16 protein-coding genes and 1 pseudogene are annotated in these 20,638 nt (G+C 43.0%); 11 read left to right on the top strand and 6 right to left on the bottom strand.

The genetic code is table 11. The annotated features are described in order from the left end of the window. The first annotated feature begins 321 nt into the window (after window positions 1-321). Both O9300_RS13220 and O9300_RS13215 read left to right on the top strand, forming a co-directional pair. Window positions 322-429, top strand: coding sequence for a BrnA antitoxin family protein (locus O9300_RS13220; RefSeq protein ID WP_271949639.1), 108 nt, complete (start codon window positions 322-324; stop codon window positions 427-429). Window positions 430-600: 171 nt separating this feature from the next. Then, on the top strand, window positions 601-3,612 hold the full coding sequence (locus tag O9300_RS13215; protein ID WP_287972097.1) for a type ISP restriction/modification enzyme: 3,012 nt from the start codon (window positions 601-603) through the stop codon (window positions 3,610-3,612). A gap of 209 nt (window positions 3,613-3,821) precedes the next feature. Here the strand turns inward: O9300_RS13215 and O9300_RS13210 are convergent, their stop codons facing one another. Then, window positions 3,822-4,217: a helix-turn-helix domain-containing protein gene (locus O9300_RS13210; protein ID WP_125731758.1), complete on the bottom strand. Its 396-nt coding sequence runs from the start codon at window positions 4,215-4,217 to the stop codon at window positions 3,822-3,824. 394 nt (window positions 4,218-4,611) lie between these two features. On the opposite strand from O9300_RS13210, the gene O9300_RS13205 reads away from it, so the two are divergent. Beyond that, on the top strand, window positions 4,612-4,905 hold the full coding sequence (locus tag O9300_RS13205; protein WP_002760270.1) for a hypothetical protein: 294 nt from the start codon (window positions 4,612-4,614) through the stop codon (window positions 4,903-4,905). On the opposite strand, the gene hrcA is transcribed toward O9300_RS13205, so the two are convergent. Together hrcA and O9300_RS13195 are read right to left on the bottom strand one after the other, a co-directional pair. Continuing rightward, on the bottom strand, window positions 4,892-5,968 hold the full coding sequence (gene hrcA / locus O9300_RS13200; RefSeq protein ID WP_287972094.1) for a heat-inducible transcriptional repressor HrcA: 1,077 nt from the start codon (window positions 5,966-5,968) through the stop codon (window positions 4,892-4,894). The genes O9300_RS13205 and hrcA overlap by 14 nt on opposite strands. 137 nt (window positions 5,969-6,105) lie before the next feature. Then, the gene (locus O9300_RS13195; RefSeq protein ID WP_190722022.1) at window positions 6,106-6,444 is read right to left on the bottom strand and encodes a rhodanese-like domain-containing protein; all 339 of its coding nucleotides are present in this window, start codon (window positions 6,442-6,444) and stop codon (window positions 6,106-6,108) included. Between the two features lie 211 nt (window positions 6,445-6,655). On the opposite strand from O9300_RS13195, the gene O9300_RS13190 reads away from it, so the two are divergent. The 3 genes from O9300_RS13190 (at window position 6,656) to O9300_RS13180 (ending at window position 10,319) form a co-directional block, all read left to right on the top strand. Then, a complete protein-coding gene (locus O9300_RS13190) occupies window positions 6,656-6,883 on the top strand; it encodes a hypothetical protein (protein WP_004163204.1) in 228 nt (75 codons plus the stop codon). Window positions 6,884-7,021: 138 nt separating this feature from the next. After that, the gene (sbcC, locus tag O9300_RS13185; RefSeq protein ID WP_287972093.1) at window positions 7,022-10,045 is read left to right on the top strand and encodes an exonuclease subunit SbcC; all 3,024 of its coding nucleotides are present in this window, start codon (window positions 7,022-7,024) and stop codon (window positions 10,043-10,045) included. Between the two features lie 19 nt (window positions 10,046-10,064). Next, entirely contained in the window at window positions 10,065-10,319 is a 255-nt protein-coding gene (locus O9300_RS13180; protein ID WP_190722026.1) for a MoaD/ThiS family protein, read from the top strand. A gap of 314 nt (window positions 10,320-10,633) precedes the next feature. Here O9300_RS13180 and O9300_RS19505 read toward each other — a convergent pair. The 3 genes and pseudogenes from O9300_RS19505 to O9300_RS13170 all read right to left on the bottom strand — a co-directional run. Beyond that, window positions 10,634-10,756, bottom strand: a pseudogene (locus tag O9300_RS19505) (Uma2 family endonuclease); the annotation flags it as partial. 159 nt (window positions 10,757-10,915) lie between these two features. After that, window positions 10,916-12,274, bottom strand: a complete 1,359-nt coding sequence (locus O9300_RS13175) for an SUMF1/EgtB/PvdO family nonheme iron enzyme (protein WP_287972091.1) — start codon at window positions 12,272-12,274, stop codon at window positions 10,916-10,918. A gap of 9 nt (window positions 12,275-12,283) precedes the next feature. Further along, on the bottom strand, window positions 12,284-12,448 hold the full coding sequence (locus O9300_RS13170) for a hypothetical protein (protein WP_002796947.1): 165 nt from the start codon (window positions 12,446-12,448) through the stop codon (window positions 12,284-12,286). Between the two features lie 124 nt (window positions 12,449-12,572). Between O9300_RS13170 and O9300_RS13165 the strand changes: the two genes are divergently transcribed. From O9300_RS13165 to O9300_RS13145, 5 genes are all read left to right on the top strand, one after another. Beyond that, window positions 12,573-14,033 carry an efflux RND transporter periplasmic adaptor subunit gene (locus tag O9300_RS13165; RefSeq protein WP_287972089.1) on the top strand — a complete coding sequence of 487 codons (1,461 nt, stop codon included), beginning with the start codon at window positions 12,573-12,575 and terminating at the stop codon, window positions 14,031-14,033. 68 nt (window positions 14,034-14,101) lie between these two features. Next, on the top strand, window positions 14,102-14,479 hold the full coding sequence (locus O9300_RS13160) for a four helix bundle protein (RefSeq protein ID WP_287737813.1): 378 nt from the start codon (window positions 14,102-14,104) through the stop codon (window positions 14,477-14,479). A 54-nt stretch (window positions 14,480-14,533) separates the two neighbouring features. Continuing rightward, entirely contained in the window at window positions 14,534-17,599 is a 3,066-nt protein-coding gene (locus O9300_RS13155) for an efflux RND transporter permease subunit (RefSeq protein WP_287972086.1), read from the top strand. Between the two features lie 51 nt (window positions 17,600-17,650). Then, on the top strand, window positions 17,651-18,643 hold the full coding sequence (locus tag O9300_RS13150; RefSeq protein WP_287972085.1) for an aldo/keto reductase: 993 nt from the start codon (window positions 17,651-17,653) through the stop codon (window positions 18,641-18,643). Between the two features lie 595 nt (window positions 18,644-19,238). After that, a complete protein-coding gene (locus O9300_RS13145; RefSeq protein ID WP_061431839.1) occupies window positions 19,239-20,375 on the top strand; it encodes a chymotrypsin family serine protease in 1,137 nt (378 codons plus the stop codon). Window positions 20,376-20,638 lie beyond the last annotated feature (263 nt).

The following is a 20,638-nucleotide window of genomic DNA, read 5'->3' as shown; positions in this document are numbered from 1 at the left end:
GTTTTATCACTCAATCCAAGCTTTTGGGGGGTTCTACCCCCCAAACCCCCCGTTGGGGGCGTGGCGCCGCCCCCAAACCCCCCGCGCATTAGGTTAACTGTGAGATGCTTACACGCGATTGTTCATATTTTTGTACTAATTAAAGAGTCACTGATAATTCTAAATGCGGTTATTAAAGACTGATTATTTATCCCCCCTTTTGCCTTTTGCATGAGTGCCTTTTGCCTATCTTCATAAGTAGCCTATACTCAAGGGATTTAGTATGATGAGTTTTTTACTCAAAAAACAGTATCTTTTTCGCCATCAAAGCAGTAATTAGCTATTCAACTAGGTCAAGATCAATTACAATGGTTAAAAGCTCAAGGAAAGGGATATGAAACAGGAATTAACCATATCTTGCGGGAAGTGATGGCACGCCAGCACCAGTGAAAAACATCGAAATAAAAATTGTCAGATCCCCCCGCCTATCGGCACCCCCCTTATCAAGGGTAGATCCCCCCGCCTATCGGCACCCCCCTTATCAAGGGGGGCAGGGGGGATCAGAGTCCAAAATCTATCTTCTCTTTGATTATAACTACTTAATTTACCTCCTCTAAGCCCATGTCTAGATTATTAATCAGCCAGTATCAGGCGGAAGTTGAGAAGATTGTCCAATATGGCGGCAGTCGCAAGGAAACTTCGATTAGAGTCGCTTTTCAGAATTTGTTAAATGACTATTGCAAGGCGCGGGATTTTTTGTTAATTCCGGAGTTGGATTATCGCACTAAGTCGGGAAAAGTTGTCTATCCTGACGGGACGGTAAAGGATGCTTTACGGTTAGATTGGGGATATTGGGAAAGTAAGGATCAATACGATAATTTAGACGAAGAAATTGAGAAAAAGTTAGCGAAAGGCTACCCTAATGACAATATTTTATTTGAAGATTCCCAGACGGCGGTTTTAATTCAAGGAGGAGAGGAAAGACTGCGCGTCTCGATGCGCGATGATGAGGCTTTGGATGGGATTATTAATGCTTTTATTAATTATGTACGTCCGGAGGTTGAGGATTTTCGAGAGGCGATTGCTAGTTTTAAGGAAGATTTACCAACAATTTTGGAAGCGTTGCGGGGTTTAATTGCGTTGCAATCGGAGACGAATCGGAATTTTGTGACAGCGCGGGACAAATTTTTAGAGATTTGTCGCAAGTCAATCAATCCAGAAATTAGTCTGGAAGATGTGCGAGAGATGATTATTCAGCACATCCTGACAGAGGATATTTTTATCAATATTTTTAATGAGTCTCAGTTTCACCGGGAAAATAATATCGCTAGGGAATTACAGGGAGTGATTGAAACTTTCTTTACTGGTAATACCAAGCGCAATACTTTAGGGACAATTGAACGTTATTATGCGGTAATTCGGCGGACAGCGGCGAATATTTATAACCACCACGAGAAGCAGAAGTTTCTCAAGGCGATTTATGAGAATTTTTATAAAGCATACAATCCGAAAGCGGCGGACCGGTTGGGAATTGTCTATACACCCAATGAAATTGTCCGTTTTATGATTGAAAGTGTCGATTATTTAGTCCACAAGCATTTTGGTAAGTTGTTGGCGGATCCAGGAGTAGAAATTTTAGATCCGGCGACGGGGACAGGAACTTTTGTAACGGAGTTGATTGAGTATTTACCGAAGGATAAGTTACGGTACAAGTATAAGCATGAGATGCACTGTAATGAGGTGGCAATTCTGCCTTATTATATCGCTAATTTGAATATTGAGTTCACCTATAAGCAGAAGATGGGTGAGTATGAGGAGTTTGAGCATATCTGTTTTGTCGATACCCTGGACCATGCTGCTTTTCATCTCAAGCAGATGGATTTATTTGCCATGTCGGTGGAGAATACCCAACGCATTCAAAATCAAAATGACCGCAATATTTCTGTAATTATTGGTAATCCTCCTTATAATGCCAAGCAGCAAAATGCTAATGACAATAATGCAAATCGTAAATACCCAGCAATAGACAAAAGAATTAAAGATACTTACATCAAAGAAGGGACAGCACAGAATCAAATTGTCGTCTATGATATGTACACTCGCTTTATTCGTTGGGCTTCTGATCGATTAAATAAAGATGGTATAATAGCGTTTATCTGTAATTCTTCCTTTTTAGATGCTCGTTCTTTTGATGGGTTTAGAAAATGTATTGAAGAAGAATTTACTTGCGCTTATTTTATAGATTTAGGTGGTAATGTCAGGAAAATATCAGGGAAAGATGGGATTTTTATCTGTGAAAAACATACAATTTTTGGTACTGCTGCAATGACTGGTATTGCTATCCTGTTTTTAGTTAAAGACAGTCAAGCAACTGGAAATAAAATTTTCTATGCTAATCCTTTTCATGTTCATGAGTTGCGAGAAGTTAAATTGTCTTATTTACAGAGTAATAAATTTAGTAATGTTTGCTTCGAGCATATCATCCCAGATAAAAAACATAATTGGCTCAATCAATCAGATAATGACTTTGATCAACTGCTACCCTTGATTGATAAGGATGTAAAAAGTGGCAAGTCTGAGAAAGCTGTGTTTAAGTTGTTTTCGTCAGGACTTAAAACTCAGCGAGATGAGTGGGTTTATGATTTTTCAAGAGATAAACTAGAAGCAAAGATGAGGTTTTTTGTGGATGTTTATCAGAGAACTTTTAAAGATGAAAATTATCAAGAACGAAATCAGATTAAGTGGGATCGAGAATTAACTAAGTATCTTTCCCAAAGAATATCAAAGGTATTTAATGATGCAAATATGTTGATAAGTTATTATCGTCCATACACAAAACAATGGCTCTATTTTGACAAGCATTTCAACGGAATGACTTATCAATGGTTTAATATTTTTAACAATGAATTTAATAATATCATAATTGGCTTAAATGTCGGTTCAGACAAATTTGCATCTCTTGTATCAAACCATATCATTGATCTTGCTTGTTTGCTAGTTAGTGGGGGTAGTACCCAATGTCTCCCCCTCTACCGCTACGACAAAGAAGGAAACCGCATCGACAATATCACCGATTGGGGATTGCAACAATTCCAAAAACATTACAACGATAAAACCATCACCAAACTCCACATCTTCCACTACACTTATGCAGTCCTTCACTACCCGGAATATCGCAGTAAATATGAATTAAATCTTAAGCGAGAATTTCCCCGACTTCCCTTTTACGATAACTTCTCTCAATGGGTAGAATGGGGAAGCAAACTAATGGAATTACACATCAACTATGAAACCGTCGCACCCTACCCACTAACCCGCATTGATACTAATAATAACCTCAAACCAAAAACTAAACTAAAAGCCGACCGAGAAAAAAATTCTATCAACCTTGATGATATCACTTTCCTACAAGATATTCCCAAAATTGCCTGGGAATATAAACTCGGTAATCGTTCGGCCCTAGAATGGATTTTAGATCAATATAAGGAAAAGAAACCCAAAGATCAAACCATCGCCGAAAGATTTAATAACTATCGCTTCGACGATTATAAAGAAACAGTAATTGACTTATTACAAAGAGTCTGTACTGTCAGCGTCGAAACCATGAAAATAATAGAAGCGATGAGACATTAAAAAGATTGCTTCCGGGAAATCTTATTCTACACCCCACACCCTGCCTCCAAGAAAAACTTTTTGCCGCAAACCCTAAGTAGGGAGGCACAATTATTTGTAGGATGGGTTAGCGGTAGCGTAACATGAGCAGGCGTTGGGTTTCATGCTTCAACCCAACCTACGTTCATCTTATATTTAATTCCACCCACCCACTTACTTTCTATTCTTGTCTAAGTTGTTGTAGTTTTTCTGTCTCTTTTGCGGGTGGTTGTATAGTTTTTTTTGCGGGTTATTCCCAAGCGTTCGGCTATTCTTGCCACTGTCGCCACACTTAACACTATACCAGTTCTTTCTAGGAATAGTTTCGATAGTTGAGCAAGAGTTGCGTCATTATTTTCCTCAATTAACGTACCGAGGACGATCATTTGTTCTGGCGTGAGTTTTAAATGACGTCCACATCGATAAGTCTTCGGTCGAACATCTCCCGTGTCTCGATATTGTTTCAAAAGCTTTTGTACGAAACTTAGGGTTACGCAGAATCTTTTCGCTAATTGTCTTTGAGAGATGGGTTCGTTATAATAACAGTCGAGGATTTTCTGACGGAACTCTACTGGATAGGATTTCATTTTTAGTGCGGTTTAGCTATCGATGACATTATACTTCATATTTGTGAGAAAGAAAGAAAAATGTTATAGTGGGTTTTCTGGAGCGACTCAAGCGATCGCTAAAGATGTTATTATCTAGGGTCTGCTGAATAAATCTAAAAACCTTATCCAACAAGGTTTTTAGACTTTTTTTCCCTCAAAAAGTGCCGACCCTTGGAGTGATTGGGGGGAAAATTCAGGGACTTTTTCCCTGAAAATTAGGTAGTTGACCACCTGAAAATCGGTAAAACCCTACACCCCACACCCCAACCCCCAACCCCCAACCCCCAACCCCCAACCCCCACCGAAAAACTTTTTCAGCAGACCCCTATCTAGGACAGTCAGCTGAAAATTCCCGCAACCTTCCTAGCCACCGATGAGAGCGATCGCTAAAGATGATATTCTTTATATTCACCATGAGGATGTGCCGGTTTACAAAAAAGGCGGTTCAGTGGTGAGAAATAGTTATTTTTGGGCGCTAAAATCGATCGCCTGTGGAGCGCGTCGGGGACAGGATTGGGAGTTCGATGCGGAGGTGTGGGTGGCGCTGGTGCGGATGTTGCTCTGTTTTGCCAATTCTGGCTATTTGGGGGATGGTGAGACAATTTTAGAGTTTACTGTCGATTGTCCCATTCCCGAACCTTTGCGGGGGATATCTACTTACTTATAGCCTCGCTGAGATAGTTAGCGGTGGATTCCACCAGGGGAATAGTATTTTCGTATAACATTCGCGTCGGTCCGATAATGCCAACACTACCGACGGGAGTATCTCCCTGTTTATAAAAAGCGGAGATAAGAGTACAAGGGCGCATGGATTCCAGAGGATTTTCGGAACCAATAGTGATTTTGACTTTTTTAGCTGATTTTTCTGGTTCTGGTCTTTGTAAAATCAGGGGTAAAAGGCGATCCTGTTCTGCTTCCAATAGATGCAGTAACATTTGTACTTGTTGCCATTGGGCGAATTCTGGCTGTCGAATGACTTCAGCGACACCATGGACGATAATCTCCGGGGTGGCAGTGGATTGGAGACTAGCGCCGATTTCTTGGCTTAATTGTTGGAGAAAATGGGTATAACGGGTAAATTCTCGCTCGATTTGCTGCCAATCGAGGTTAATTAAATCTGCCAAGCAATAACCTTTTAATTTTTCCCCGAGAAAATTAGAGAGGATTTGTAATTCTTCTGCTAATCCATCCTTCTTGTCCGTTGCCATAGACTCAGGAATTTCTATCATAACCGAGCGTGTTTGTAAACTATCTGTAACAATAATTAACATTATCTGCTTGGCTGAGACAGGGATTAATTGCAGATGACGCAGGGTATTGGTGAGGGTGTGGGGAAGAGTAACGATAGCGATATAACCGCTTAAACCGGCTAAAAGTTGGGTGGCCCGTTGCAGCAGACTTTCGAGACTCCAAGCGGGAGATTTAGCATTTTGATGCAGATAATAGCCGATTTTTTCGCCGATACGGTCATCGGGAGTCATCAACTCATCGACGTAGAGACGATAACCCCAATCGGAGGGAATGCGTCCGGAGGAAGTGTGGGGTTGATAGAGTAAACCTTCTTTTTCCAGTTTACCCAGAGCATTGCGAATCGTGGCGGAACTAACAGTAAACTTGTACTCATCGAGTAGAGTTTTCGAGCCAACCGGTTCGGCCGTGGCGATATAATGTTGGATTGTCGCCTTTAAGATATGTTGATAGCGATCGCTGAGATGGGTTCTAGCGGACATAGGGGAATAATCTTAAGATAAAGATTTATAACATTTTTTTAGACAGTATAACGCTTAATCAGTTATCAGTTATCAGTAATCCATGGTGAGAAAGGGGATAGTTTGCCTCTCTCTTTTCCCGATGGTGGCCATGAAAATTAGTAACGGGGAATATTAGGGTCGACGAGGAGGGAATAAGCATCGATGCCACCGTTAATATTCTTAACATTAGTAAAACCCTGACTTTGTAGCCATTGGCACATTTGCAGGGATCTCATGCCATGGTGACAGATAACGAGGGTTTCTGCTTGGGGGTTGAATTGGCTGGCAATAGTGGGCGACCATTCTTGGTATTGACTCAAGGGTAAAATGGTAAAATTGGCTACAGATGCCATGGCAACTTCCTCTGGTTCGCGCACATCAATAAGTTGTAAATTAGGATCATGATCGGCTAAACGGAGAGCGAGTTCATGGACGCTAATTTCGGTAATGCTCATAGATTTGGTTTTAAGAATCGGTTATCTTTCCTTTAGAGTAGCAAATCGGGGGACCCTGAGCGGTTAGGGACTTGCGTAGGAATAATATCCCAGCCAAGTGGGGGGATTTGGTCAGTGCCAGAGCGGGGGGGGGTGATATGATGGGGAAAGGGCAGGTATTGAAGAGATTGATGCTTTTTAGTACGCCGATTAATCGACCAGCTGAATTTTGATGAATATTGAACAAGCCGTTATCGAAAACTTGCGAAAACTTCCTTTAGAAAAACAACAAGAAGTCTTAAACTTCAGCCAATTTCTAACTCAGATAACTTCGCCAAAAATTGAAGAGATGACCTCCCAAGAAAAAGCAGAAGATTGGCTAAAATTTCTGGAAAGTCAACCCAAGGATACCCCCGGATTACCCGATGAAGCATTAGGGCGTGAAACTATCTATGACTAATGGCTAAATATCTATTTGATACTAATATTTTACTGAGGCTGAGTGACCGAATTTCCGCTAATTATGCCTTGTACTGCATTCTCCCCATCTCCCCATCTCCCCACTTCCCCACTTCCCCACTTCCCCACTCCCTAGCTTATGATTCCCCTACAATTAACCCTAAAAAATTTTCTCAGTTATCGCGAGGCAGTGCTAGATTTTCGCGGATTACATACTGCCTGTATTTGTGGTGCCAATGGTGCGGGAAAATCCTCTTTACTCGAAGCAATTACTTGGGCAATTTGGGGAGAAAGTCGCGTCTCGATTGGTGATGATGTGATTCATGCGGGCAGCGATTATGCGCGGGTAGATTTCGAGTTTAGTTATGGGGGAGAAATCTATAAAATTATCCGTAGTCGTCACCGGGGAGGGAAAGCTTCTGGTTTAGATTTTCAGGTGATTAATGATCAGAGTTTTCGTCCTTTATCGGGTAAAAGTATTAAAGATACTCAAGCACAGATTAATACTTATCTGAAAATAGACCATAAAACTTTCATTAATTCTGCTTATTTACGACAGGGACAAGCGGACGAGTTTATGAAACAGCCTCCCAGTGGTCGTAAACAGATTTTAGCAGAATTATTACAACTCGATCGCTATGAAATTTTAGCAAATAAAGCCAAGGATATATCGAAACAATTTGATGGACAGTCCCTCCAGATCGAGCAGCAAGTAGAAACTATCAAACTCCGTCTTCAGGAGAAAAATTCTTATCAAGAACACCTGCAAGAGTTAAGCAGCCAAATTAACCAAATTAATCAAGAACAAGAGGTAAATAATCGGCGTTTACAGCAACTACAGGGGGAAGAAAATCAGCGTCAGAATTGGGAAAAACAGCTGCAGTGGCAAAGAGAACAGGAGCGAGCTTTATTAGCAGAAATCGAGAGATTAGACCGGGAAAAAGTTAGTCTAGACAATCAATTAAATCAAATAAGGACTATTCTTCATCGCAAAAATGACATTATTACTGCACACGAGCGCCTAATCAATTTAGACAAGAAAGAGGCCAGTTTGTCAAGTCAATTGCAAGCTTGGCAACAGGCCCAGTATGATAAACAACAATTAGAACAGAAATTACAGCAAAAAATTAACGAATTTACCCTTCCCATCCAACAAACGAGCGCTCGTTTAGAAGAATTGGGAAGACAGGAACAAGAAACTCAAAAAATTATCGAGCAAGCGGGGGATATTCAAGCAGGATTAGAGAAATTAAATTATCATCGTCAACGTCTTCAGGAATTGGATAGATTAGCTTTAAAATATGCTCCTTTAAATAGCCGAAAAGCTGATCTAAATATGCAGTTGGAACGGGAAAAAGCTAAGATCAATGCTCGTCGGGAACAACTGCAAAGAAATCGGCAACAATTAGAGACAGAAATCGCTCGTATTCCTCTACTAAGAGAGGAAGCTCTCAATTTAGCCAAACGAATTAAGGAACTAGATAAAAAACAAACCTATTGTGAACGAGTTGAAGAAAAGGAAACTCTTAAACAAGTGGATAAAAAAAGTTTATTGGAGCAACAGAAAAGATATGAAGAACAACTTTTAGAGTTAACTGATAAATTGGAAAAATTAAATATTCCCGATTCGGTTTGTCCTTTGTGTGAACAGAATTTAGACAGTCATCACCGTCATCAAGTAATCAGGAAAACCCATCAACATCAAGAACACATTCAAGAGCAAATCTGGTCCCTACAGGAACGGATGGCAGACTGCGATCGAGATTTAAAACGTTTAGGGGAGGAATTAGCCCAAATTAAACAAGAATTGCCAGCAAGATCGAATCTACAACAAAAATATGTGCAGTTGGAAGTCAAGTTAGAAACTATTGAAGAAAAGGAAATAGAACTAGAGAAAACCGAGGAGATACTTGTCGAGTTAGAAGCACTTTTAAGCAGTGGCAATTATGCCCTAGAATTACAGCAAGAATTACAAATTGTCAATCAAGAAATCGCCTTTTTAAACTATGATGAACAAAGTCATGCTTTAGTCAGAGGAGAAGAAAAAAGATGGCGTTGGGCAGAAATTCAAGAATCAGAACTTAAGCAAGCAAACCGTCGTTTAGCTAATATAAAGGCCGAGAAACCTAATTTAATTAATCAATTAGCTAGACTAGAACAAGAGAAGCAAGAACTAGGTCAAAACTCCCCACTTAAACAGGAAGTTGAACGCTTAGAAAAGTTTCTTAAAAACTTAAATTATGATCGCAGTGAACATCAGAATATTCAAAATCTGATCCGACAATTACAGGGGGTAAGATTACAGTATCAAGACTGGCAACAAGCAGAAAAAAATTATCCGGAAATAGCCGCTAAAATCGCTGACATTGAGCAAAGATTACAGCTGCGAAATCAGGATCGCCAGAAGCTGAATCAGGAGTTAGCAAATATTAGTCAAAAGATTGGTACTTTGACTGACTATCGCCAAGAAATAGCCGCATTATCGACTAATATTCAACAGCGAAGACAGATAATTGATGGATTGCTCTCCCAAAAAGGTCGGGTTGAGGAGAAGTTACATCAACTGGAAACTTTAGGTAAACAACTGACAGAAAAAGAGGGCGATTTAGCTAAAGTTAAAAAACAATATACAGTTTATAAAGAGTTAGCCATAGCTTTCGGTAAAAATGGTTTACAAACTCTGATGATTGAGAATGTTTTACCTGAGTTAGAAGCCCAAACTAATCATATCTTAGCTCGCTTAACTGGTAATCAATTTCATGTGCAGTTTTTAACCCAAAAAAGCGGTAAAGGTACGAAGAAACAGCGACAAAAGTTAATCGATACGTTAGATATTATTATTGGCGATACCAGGGGTTCTCGTCCCTACGAAACCTATTCAGGAGGGGAAGCTTTTCGGATTAATTTCTCGATTCGATTAGCTTTAGCGAGATTATTGGCACAAAGAGCCGGAACAGCCCTACAAATGCTCATTGTTGACGAAGGATTCGGAACTCAGGATGCGGAAGGATGCGATCGCTTAATTGCGGCAATTAATGCTATATCCGCTGATTTTGCCTGTATTTTGACTGTAACTCATATGCCCCAATTTAAAGAAGCTTTTCAACATCGCATCGAAGTCCGCAAAACCGAACAGGGTTCTCAATTAATGTTATTATCCTAGGAAAAATATTGATGTAAAGATGGAAAAGATTACGATCACAGTCAAACTATTTGCTATTTATCAAGAAGTCTATCAAACTTCACAATTAAACCTCGAATTTCCTGCCCACACTTCCGTTACAGAAGTGTTACACTATATTATAGCCCCCTATCCTCAATTAGAAAGATGGCGCGATGTTACTCGTTTTGGAGTTAATCTTCAGTTTGTTTCGGGAGAGAAAATCCTTGAAAATGGCGATGAGATAGTTTTAATTCCCCCCGTTAGTGGTGGCTAAATGGGGTTTGCTGAAAAAGTACGGGCGAAGCATTCGGATAGAAAATCTCCAGTTTCACCGATAGGTTATGCCCAAATGCTTCGCCCCTACAGGACGCAGGCCGATGAAGACGCAAGGTTTTGAAGGACGATTCTCTCAAAATCTGGCACCTGTTTCAAGAGAAGAGCCACAAAACCCTTACCTTGCCTACATTTCACATTTATTCAGCCAACCCTAAATAAACCATTTAATTGATTATTACTCATTCTTAATTCTCCTGTCTCGGAGTCTCCTAACGACCGGCTCCACCAACAAACTTTTTCAGCAAACCCTAGTTAATTATTTTTAGCTAGTTGACTAACAACCCATGCTCTTGAATTCTTTTCTGCCCTCACTTCATCCTCTTTAGCAGTGGCTAAAAATTCCTAGAGTTTAGTTTTGGGAACTAGGGGAAAAGTGCAGGGTAAGCGCATCTTAACAATCCTTGACAATTGTTAAGCAAAAATCGACCAAATGGGTCGAGTTCGCCCCTACAAAATCGACCCGCCTAAGGGCGGGAAAGAAAAGAAAAAAGAAAAAATAGGGAATGAGGGTAAAAGGGGAAAAAGGCAAAAGGGTTAGAGAGTTCTCCCGAATACGCAGACTACCCGAAAACCGTAATTGTTGATGCGGTTGACGCGGCGGAAGTAGTAGTCGTAGCGAATCGCGGAACGGCAGTAATTAGGATTGTAGCCCCAGGAACCGCCCCGCAGAGGAGAACGATTATCATTACCATTTTCTATCCAGACACTGCCATCCGTCGGCGCACCGTCATAGTTATCGTGCCAAGTATCGGCGCACCACTCCCGGACATTGCCGTGCATATCGTACAGTCCAAAGGCGTTTGGGGGAAATTGTCCCACGGGAGTTGTTTCGTTTCGATATTCTCCGTTCGGTTCATCGGCGTAGGTATTACTGGCATTGTAGTTAGCCAATTCCCCCGTAATGGTTTCCCCAAAGTAAAACGGGGTGGTGGTTCCAGCACGACAGGCGTACTCCCATTCCGCTTCACTCGGTAGTCGGTATTCCCCTCCCGTTAGTTTAGATAATCTCGCGCAGAACTCGATCGCATCGTACCAGTTGACTTGTTCCACGGGACGGCGATCGCTATCGGGACGGTCTTTAAAATAGGCTGGCTTGAAATCAAGGTCTTGTTTAACTTTTAAATCCGTGCGAGAGGCGATCGCTTTCCACTGGGCCTGGGTGATGGGGTATTTACCCATAAAGAAGGGTGGGACAGTTACTTCATGTTGTGGTCTTTCCCTTCTAAATCCTTCCCAATTAAATTTTTTAACCAGTCTTTCGATTTCCTCATCTTCTGTTCCCATCAGGAAAGTTCCCCCCGGAATGGCGACCATTTCTAAGGTGATGCCTTTGCCCAGATCTTCCCTGAAATATTGGGACTGTTTCGACTCTTTTCTAATTTGCTCACCCTTCGCATTTACTCCCACCACCTCAAAGTTAAATACTGATAACAGTTGTTTTGGCTCTTCCGGTTCAAGCTTGAACTGATAGCCAATTGCTCTTTCTAGTTGCTCAAATCCGTCTTCTTCCCAATAATCAAGCCGGTGAATATCTCGCAGATTCAAGCTAACTTCTGCACTTCGCAGATCAGGAATTTCGCATTCTTCTAACCTCATGGGAATAAAAAAAATTGTCCCCGGTAGCATCTCTCCCAAGGTATCAAGTGCAATCCTCAACTCCCGTTGGATATATCCCTGTTTATTAGCCGATTTCCCTGACAGACAGGCCAGAAAAATCTGACTAGCTTTAATCGCTTTCGGAATTTCATCTCGCCAAATTTGCCCCGGAATCAGGTCTTTTTTATCCAACCAAGGTTTATATCCCGCTTGCTTAAGGCGGTCATACAGTGCCAAAACTGCTGGTTTGTCCTCACTGGCATGGGCCAAGAAAATTTGGATCTCTGACTTTTTCATAACTTTTTCTTATGACCACAAGTAGGGGAGAGCCAGATTAACTGGCATAAAATCTCTAAATAAACCATTTAATTGATTATTACTCATTCTTAATTCTCCTGTCTCCTGTCTCGGAGTCTCCTGACTACTGCCTACTGTCTCCTGACTACTGCCTACTGAATCCTCACCAACCACGACAATTTGGGATTTTTACAGCAAGTCCACTTTCTCACTTTCCCCACCCGTGACCTTTTTCCGTTAGATTATAAATGGATACAAAACTTAACATTTTATCCAGAATCTACCGAGAGGGCAGACCGTGCGGCCAGATACCCTAGAAAATAACCAGCATTCAGCCGATAATTCGCTAGTTCCCGAAGTTATCGCATTTAAACCCGAAATTGAGCCAGAGGAACCCGAATACTCGCCAAAACCGACAAAAACCAACTCTTGGCTATCGGGAGGAAAGGGTTTATTTATCGGTGTGGGATTGGGGGTTTTATTGACCCTGGGGGCGACTCGTTTCGCTAATCGACCCCAAACAGCCCAAAACCCCAATACTCAGCCCGTAGCGGCAAAAAATGAGGCACCAGCACAAACAGTAACCACCACTAGGGTAGAATCTACTCCCGTGGCCCGCACCCTGAAAGCGACTGGAAGCGTGGCAGCCGATGAATTAATCCCGATTCTGTCCCAAGCGACGGGACTACAAATCAAAGAAATCTTTGTCGATGAGGGTGATATCGTTAGCCAAGGTCAAATTTTGGCTCGTCTCGATGATACCGTCCTACAAGCGCAATTAACCCAAGCACAGGCTAATGTCGCCCAATCCCGATCGCGTTTGGCAGAATTGCAAGCGGGGAGCCGTAAAGAGGAGATCGCTGGAGCTAAACAAACTATTCAACGCATAAAAGCCGAAATTAGTCAAGCTCGATCGGATTGGGATTTGGCTAAAAAACGAGTCCAGAGAAACCAAAGTTTAGAAGCGGAAGGAGCGATCGCCCGGGATCGTCTCGATGAAGTCCTCAATGAAGAAAGAAAGCAAGCGGCGATCGTACAACAGACCCAATCCCGTTTAGGAGAAGCAGAGCAGCAACTGGCACAATTGCAAGCGGGCAATCGTCCCGAAGTGATCGCCCAAGCTACAGCCCAATTAGCGGAGGCTCAAAGCCGTTTAGCCATTGTTAACGCCCAATTAAACGAGACGCGCCTGATTTCTCCGGTCAGTGGCAAAATTGCCGAAAGAAATGGCCGCATCGGGGATACCACCAACGGTCAAAATGCTCTCTTTAAAATCATCGAAAATGGGCGTTTAGAGCTAAGATTGCGGGTTCCTGAGAATCAATTGCCCTTAATCCGCGTCGGAGCGCCCGTTACTATCACTTCCGATGCTAATACCAGTCTGAAACTATCGGGACAGGTGCGCGAAATTAATCCCATCGTCGATGAGGCATCCCGTCAAGCAACGGTTAAAGTCGATTTAACCGACAATACAGGATTAAAACCGGGGATGTTTTTACGAGGTGCGATCGTGACGAATACTAGCAATAGTTTAACCGTCCCCATGACCGCGGTTTTACCCCAAAAAGATAATCAAGCTCTAGTTTATTTAGTTCAACCTGATAACACCGTTACCGCCAAAACTGTGCAATTAGGTCAAATTATGCCGAATAATCGCGTGGAAATTCTCACCGGTTTACAAGCGGGCGATCGCATTGTGGTCAAAGGGGCAGCCTATCTCGGTGATGGCGACAAAATTACAGCAATCAGCGATCAGTAATCAGTAATCAGTAAACAGTTATCAGTAATCAGTAATCAGTGATCAGTGATCGGTAGCGGGGCAAACAGATGGAGAGTAAAGTTTATGATAAAGCTTATAAATTTGCCCTTAGGATTGTTAAAGGCTATAAATATTTGTGTGAGACTAAACAAGAATATGTTTTGTCAAAACAGCTATTAAGGAGTGGCACTTCAATCGGGGCTAACATTGCCGAGGCTAATGGAGCTATTTCTCAAGCTGATTTTCGAGCTAAAATGTCAATAGCTTATAAGGAATGTCTAGAAACAAAGTATTGGCTGTCTCTATTGAAAGACACGAATTACATAGAGGAAAGAGCCTTTCAAAGTATCAATGATGATGCGGAGGAAATTGGTAAAATGCTTTGGGCTATTCTAAAAACCTGCCAAGAAAATACCAAAAACCAAAAACCAAAAACCAAAAACTGATAACTGATAACTTACCCACTGATAACTGATAACTGATAACTGATAACTGAAATTATGGCTTTTAATATTTCTAATTGGTCTATCAAAAATCCCATTCCGACGATCCTGATCTCCCTGGTTATGGCCTTAATGGGATACATTGCCTTTCTAGGATTAGGGATCGATCGCTCTCCTAATATTGACATTCCGGCCGTGATTATCACCGTTAATCAACCGGGTGCAGGTCCAGAGGAATTGGAAACCCAAGTCACCAAAAAAGTCGAGGATGCGGTGGCTGCTTTGGGTAATATCGATCAAATTACTTCTACCATCAACGAAGGCAGCAGCACCACCACCGTTAACTTTATCCTTGGCACTAACAGCGATCGCGCTACCAATGATGTGCGGAATGCCATAGCGCAAATTCGCCAGGATTTACCCCAAGATACTAATGATCCAATTGTCCAACGTTTAGAATTTGCCGGGGGTGCGGTGATGAACTATACCATCTCCTCCCCGAAAAGATCGATCGCCGAATTAAGTGATCTAGTCGATCGTCAAATTGGCCGCGCTTTAACGGGAGTGCCGGGGGTAGCACGAGTCAATCGCGTTGGGGGAGTCGATCGAGAAGTGCGTGTAGATTTAGATCCCGGTCGTCTGATCGCCTACGGTATCACGGCCACGGCGGTTAATGACCAAATTCGTAGTTTTAATATTAATTTACCCGGAGGGCGCTCGGAAATCGGTGGCAGTGAACAAACTGTCCGCACCCTCGGCAGCGCTGAAACGATCGAAGATTTAAGAAATTATCAAATCTCTTTACCTAACGGTGATACCGTCCCCTTAAGCAATTTAGGGACGGTTAGTGATAGTTCCAGCGATCCCCGACAAATGGCCCTCTTAGATGGGCAGCCAGTGGTGGGTTTTTCGATTCTACGGGGGACTGGCAGCACCTTGGTGACGGTAGAAACAGCAGTACGTCAAGAAATCGAGAATTTAAAGAAAAAACTGCCCGAAGACATTAAATTTCAATTAATTTTTACCCGTGCCGACTCAATTCGTGCTAGTTACGAAAGCCTTCTGAGCGATCTGATCATCGGTTGCATCATGACGGTGATCACGGTGGGTCTATTTTTAGGCAATTGGCGCGCCACGATTATCACGGGTTTGGCCCTGCCTTTGTCGATTTTCCCGACTTTTTGGGTGATGCAGTCCCTAAATTATACCCTTAACGGTATGACCCTGCTGGCCTTAGCTTTAGCTTTGGGTAATCTTGTCGATGATGCGGTGTGTATGGTGGAGGACATCGATCAACATTTAGCTATGGGTAAAAAACCCTTGCCAGCGGCTTTTGATGCCTCAAAAGAGATTGGATTAGCCGTTTTAGCCAGTGCGGCGGCAATTATGGCGGTATTCCTGCCGGTTGCTTTTATGGGCGGTGTGCCGGGCCAATTCTTTCAACCTTTCGGCGTTACGGTGGCGGTTTCTACCCTATTTTCCAGTTTGATCGCCGTCACCGTCACTCCGATGTTAAGTGCCTATATTCTACAGCCGAAAAAGCTGAAAACCGGTGATGGTAATCCCTCCTCGCGCCCCCGTTTTCGTCCCTACAAAAGTTTGTTAACTTGGTCCCTACGTCATCGAATCCTGACTTTATTGGCGGCTTTGGCCTTTTTTATCGGTAGTTTACAGTTAGTTCCCTTGATTCCAAAAGGGTTATTTAGTTCCGGGGATACTGGATTAAGTACGATCAGTCTAGAATTGCCTCCCGGTGCGACTTTGAATGATACTGTTGCCGTGGCTAATCAGGTGAATAGTTTACTGCAAAAAAATACCGCCGTCGCTAATGTTTTGGCTATTCCGGGAGATTCGGGACGGGTAAATACCGGGTTAATATATGTTAATTTAGTTCCTAAGGAACAGCGATCGCTAACTCAACGGCAATTTGAGGAACAAACCCGCCGGGATTTTCAGAAGATACCGGGAGCAAGAGTGACTTTTCGGGCGCAGGGGGGAGCAGGAAGCACTAAGGATGTCGCTATTATTTTAAAAAGTGAAAATGGCGATATTTTAACCCAAACTGCCCAAAAATTAGAGCGAGAAATGCGGGCTTTACCCGGTTTTGTCGAGGTAAGTTCCGGGGTAAGTTTAGTTAAACCGGAGATTATTATTCAACCGGATCCCGTCCGGGCTGCTGATCAGGGAGTCTCGGTCAGAGCGATCGCCCGTACTGCATCTTTAGCTTTAATCGGCGATAATGAGTTTAATTTAGCTAAATTTAACCTTGCTGACCGACAAATTCCCATCCGGGTAAAAATTGCCAACGATGGACGCAGCGAGATAGAAACTCTGCAAAATTTGCGCGTTCCTAGCAGTAATGGGACGTTAGTACCGCTTAACTCGGTGGCGACAATTAGCTTAGGTAGTGGACCTGCGGAAATTCAACGCTTTAACCGTCAACGTCAGGTTAATATTGGAGCTAATTTAGAGGGAGTTTCTTTGGGAAGTGCGGTGACACAAATTCGCGCTTTACCAATCATGAAAAACTTACCCCCAGAGGTGACAGAAGAACCCTTTGGTGATGCTCGCATTATGCGCGATATCTTTGCTCGTTTTTTGGGGGCGTTAAGTTTAGCAATTATTTCTATCTATGGGATTCTGGTCTTATTGTATAACAATTTTCTCTATCCCCTAGCGATTTTAACTTCCCTTCCTTTATCGATTGGTGGTACTTTAATCGCTCTTTTAATTACCCAAAAAGAGTTAGGTTTATACGCTTTAATTGGCATAGTTTTACTGATGGGATTAGTCACTAAAAATGCGATTCTGTTAGTCGATTTTGCCCTGAGTGGCATTGAGTCAGGGAAACCGCAGTTTAAGGCGATGATTGATTCGGGAGTCTCTCGTTTACGACCAATTATTATGACCTCCGTTTCCACAGTTGCCGGGATGTTACCGATTGCTTTAGCTTTGGGTGCAGATGGGGAAATTCGCGCACCGATGGCGATTGCCGTTATTGGTGGTTTTACCACTTCCACCCTATTAACCTTGGTGGTTGTACCAGTAATCTTTACTTATATCGATAGTTTTTACTATTGGTTGCGGGGATTATTTGTTAAACAAAAACCCAAGTCGATTTAGTAGTAAAATATCTCTCTGAAAGCTTGAGAAAAAACCCAGAGAAACTGACCCATGAATCCCTTGACAGTCACAGATCAAACTCTATCCCTTCCCCCCATGGGCTGCGGTACTTGGGCCTGGGGAAATCGTCTTCTCTGGGGTTACGATGAGAGTATGGATAGCCAGTTACAAGCGGTTTTTAATCTCTGCGTCCAGTGGGGTGTCACCCTATTTGATACGGGAGACTCCTACGGGACAGGCAAACTCAACGGACAGAGTGAGAAGCTATTAGGACGCTTTACAGGGGAATATAGCGGTTATAACGCTGATCATATCCGTATTGCCACCAAACTCGCCCCTTATCCTTGGCGTTTAACCCGTCATGCCATGGTGAAAGCTTGTCAAGCTTCGGCAACCAGATTGGGTCGCCCGGTGGATTTAGTGCAAATGCACTGGTCAACGGGCAATTATGCGCCATGGCAGGAGGGAGGATTATTAGACGGATTGGGAGATTGTCTGGAAAAGGGGCTAGTTAAAGGAGTCGGTTTATCCAATTTTGGACCGAAAAGATTGAAGTCTGCCTATCAAAAGTTTGCCAGTCGCGGCATTCCTATTACCAGCTTACAGGTACAGTATTCTCTCCTTTCTACCTATCCTCTCACTGACTTAGGATTAAAGGAACTATGTGATCAATTGGGCATTAAAATTATTGCCTATAGTCCCTTAGCTTTGGGGTTATTAACGGGGAAATATCGAGATAATAAAAACTTACCTCCTGGATTACGTCGCTTCCTTTTTGGTCAATTAATTCCCGCTATTTCTCCCCTGATAAGTTGCCTAGAAGTTATCGCCCAAGCTAAAAATAAAACTATTAGCCAAGTTGCTTTAAATTGGTGTATCTGTAAGGGAACAATTCCTATCCCAGGAGCCAAAAATGTTCGGCAAGCTGAGGATAATTTAGGGGCTTTAGGATGGAGTTTAGACAGTGGGGAAATAGCAGAATTAGATAAAATTGCCGCGGGTTTGGATAAGAAAATGGTACAAAATATCTTTCAAACTAAGTAGGGTTTGCTGAAAAAGTCTTGGAGTGGGAACGGGCAACAATTTTCGCATTTCATCGGACTCTGCCTATGAAATGCAGAGGAAAAACTTCCTATATAGGGTCTACTGAAAAAGTTTTTCGTGGGGGCAGGGTGTGGCCCCCCCAACCCCCCCGACATCGGGGGGGTGGGGTGTGGGGTGTGGGGTTTTACCGATTTTCAGGTGGTCAACTACCTAATTTTCAGGAAAAAAGTGCCTAAATTTCCCCCCCCCCGATCACTTCAAGGGCTGGCACTTTTTGATTTCAAAAAAGCCTAAAGATATTATCCAACAAGGTTTTTAGATTTATTCAGCAAACCCTATATAACCATTAAGATAACTGCTATAATTGAGTTCGCTCGAACAAAAAGAGATAATAAAGATCTAAAAAGTTTTACAAATAAATATTTCAAAATCTTGGTTACAGGGGTCAATTTATAGGAGGTATAGATAGCATATAGCTAAGGTTTGTTCCAGTTAAGAGAAATAAATTGTTGAGGGGTCGATTGGTTATGTTCGGTTCTCTTACTTTGGGAATAATAACCCCAGTAAAAAACTTGTGAACAAGGTAGTTTTAACAATGACTCAACCTTATGAAATGCCCGATGAGCGGGAGGGTTCTAGTATGGAATCGTCAACGAATAAAGATGTGATCGAATTTGATCCCAATGCGCCTTTGGGAAGCGAAAATCAAGCCTTAGAAGTAATAGAAGCCTCCGAGTCTATCGATACGATCGGTATCACTCAAGATTGGTTTTCAGCCCAAGAAGAATTAGAACAGCGCCTCGGAGGCAGTGAAACCTTTACCGCCTCCCTATCCGAGTCGATTGCGGACTATGACACCGGAGGGGAACGTATTCTCGGCACTGGCATCGGTTTTCGTAGCGTCGGTGGACTGCTTACCCCCGATGTGACTCTGAAAGTTTACGTCAGCGAAAAAGTGGCCGGGACAATTGCCGCTAGTGCTTTTGCCGCCGTACCCACCTCGATCGGGGGTATGCCTGTGGAAATCGAAGAAGTGGGCGAGATCGTCACCCAGTTATATAATCGTCGTTATGCGCGCCCAGTTCGTTGTGGTGTCTCCATCGGTCATCCGCAAGTAACCGCGGGGACTCTTGGCTGTCTGGTAGTGCTACGCAATAATAAGCTGTGCCTGTTGAGTAATAACCACGTCATCGCCAATTCCAACAACGCCCGTATCGGCGATCCGATTATCCAGCCCGGACGGGTTGATGGTGGGGTTGTCCCCGGCGATCGAATCGCCCTCCTGGAAAATTTTGTCCGGGTCAACTGTCCGGGTCCTAACTTGGTAGATGCGGCCGTTGCTTGGACAGCTTTTAGTTTTGTCGATCCGCGTCATGTCAACTACACCCTCAATCCTACACCGATCGCCGCCCGCCTAGGTATGACGGTGAAGAAAAATGGTCGGACAACCCAAGCAACTATCGGCACGATTACCGATATTAACGTCAACATCTCCGTCGGCGGCTACTCCTGCGGTGCCGCCCAATTCCGCAATCAGATCGGCATCCGTGGCATCGGCGGCAATCCTTTTAGTCGCGGTGGGGACTCTGGTTCACTGATCGTGACGGCAAACAGCAATCAACCCGTCGCCCTCCTCTTTGCAGGACGAACAGACAACAGTATCACCTTTGCTAACCCGATCGGAGCCGTGATCTCGCAACTTTCCATTCAGAGATTTGTCAACAGTCGCTAATTCCCCCTCAAGTTTTCCTCTGGCCAATCTCCACACCTGATCGCCGAATCCTAGAGGTGATCGGGTGTTGTTTCAGCTAAAATTTATTTGTCGCCGACCATCGATTTAATAGGGGTAACACCATTGACATCCTCGCCGCCGTAAAACGGACGGCGATTCCCAAACCTCACGATTTAGGTTTCTGCTTCTTTCCCTTGCGGGGTTCCGCACCTGCCTTAACAGATTTACTCTGTTCTGGTCTTATGGTCGCTCTACAGACTGAC

Source organism: Microcystis sp. LE19-195.1E, from assembly GCF_027532095.1.
Classification (GTDB): domain Bacteria; phylum Cyanobacteriota; class Cyanobacteriia; order Cyanobacteriales; family Microcystaceae; genus Microcystis; species Microcystis aeruginosa.
The sequence above is the reverse complement of the archived record's forward strand: the minus strand, read 5'-3'. Positions and strand labels throughout refer to the sequence as shown.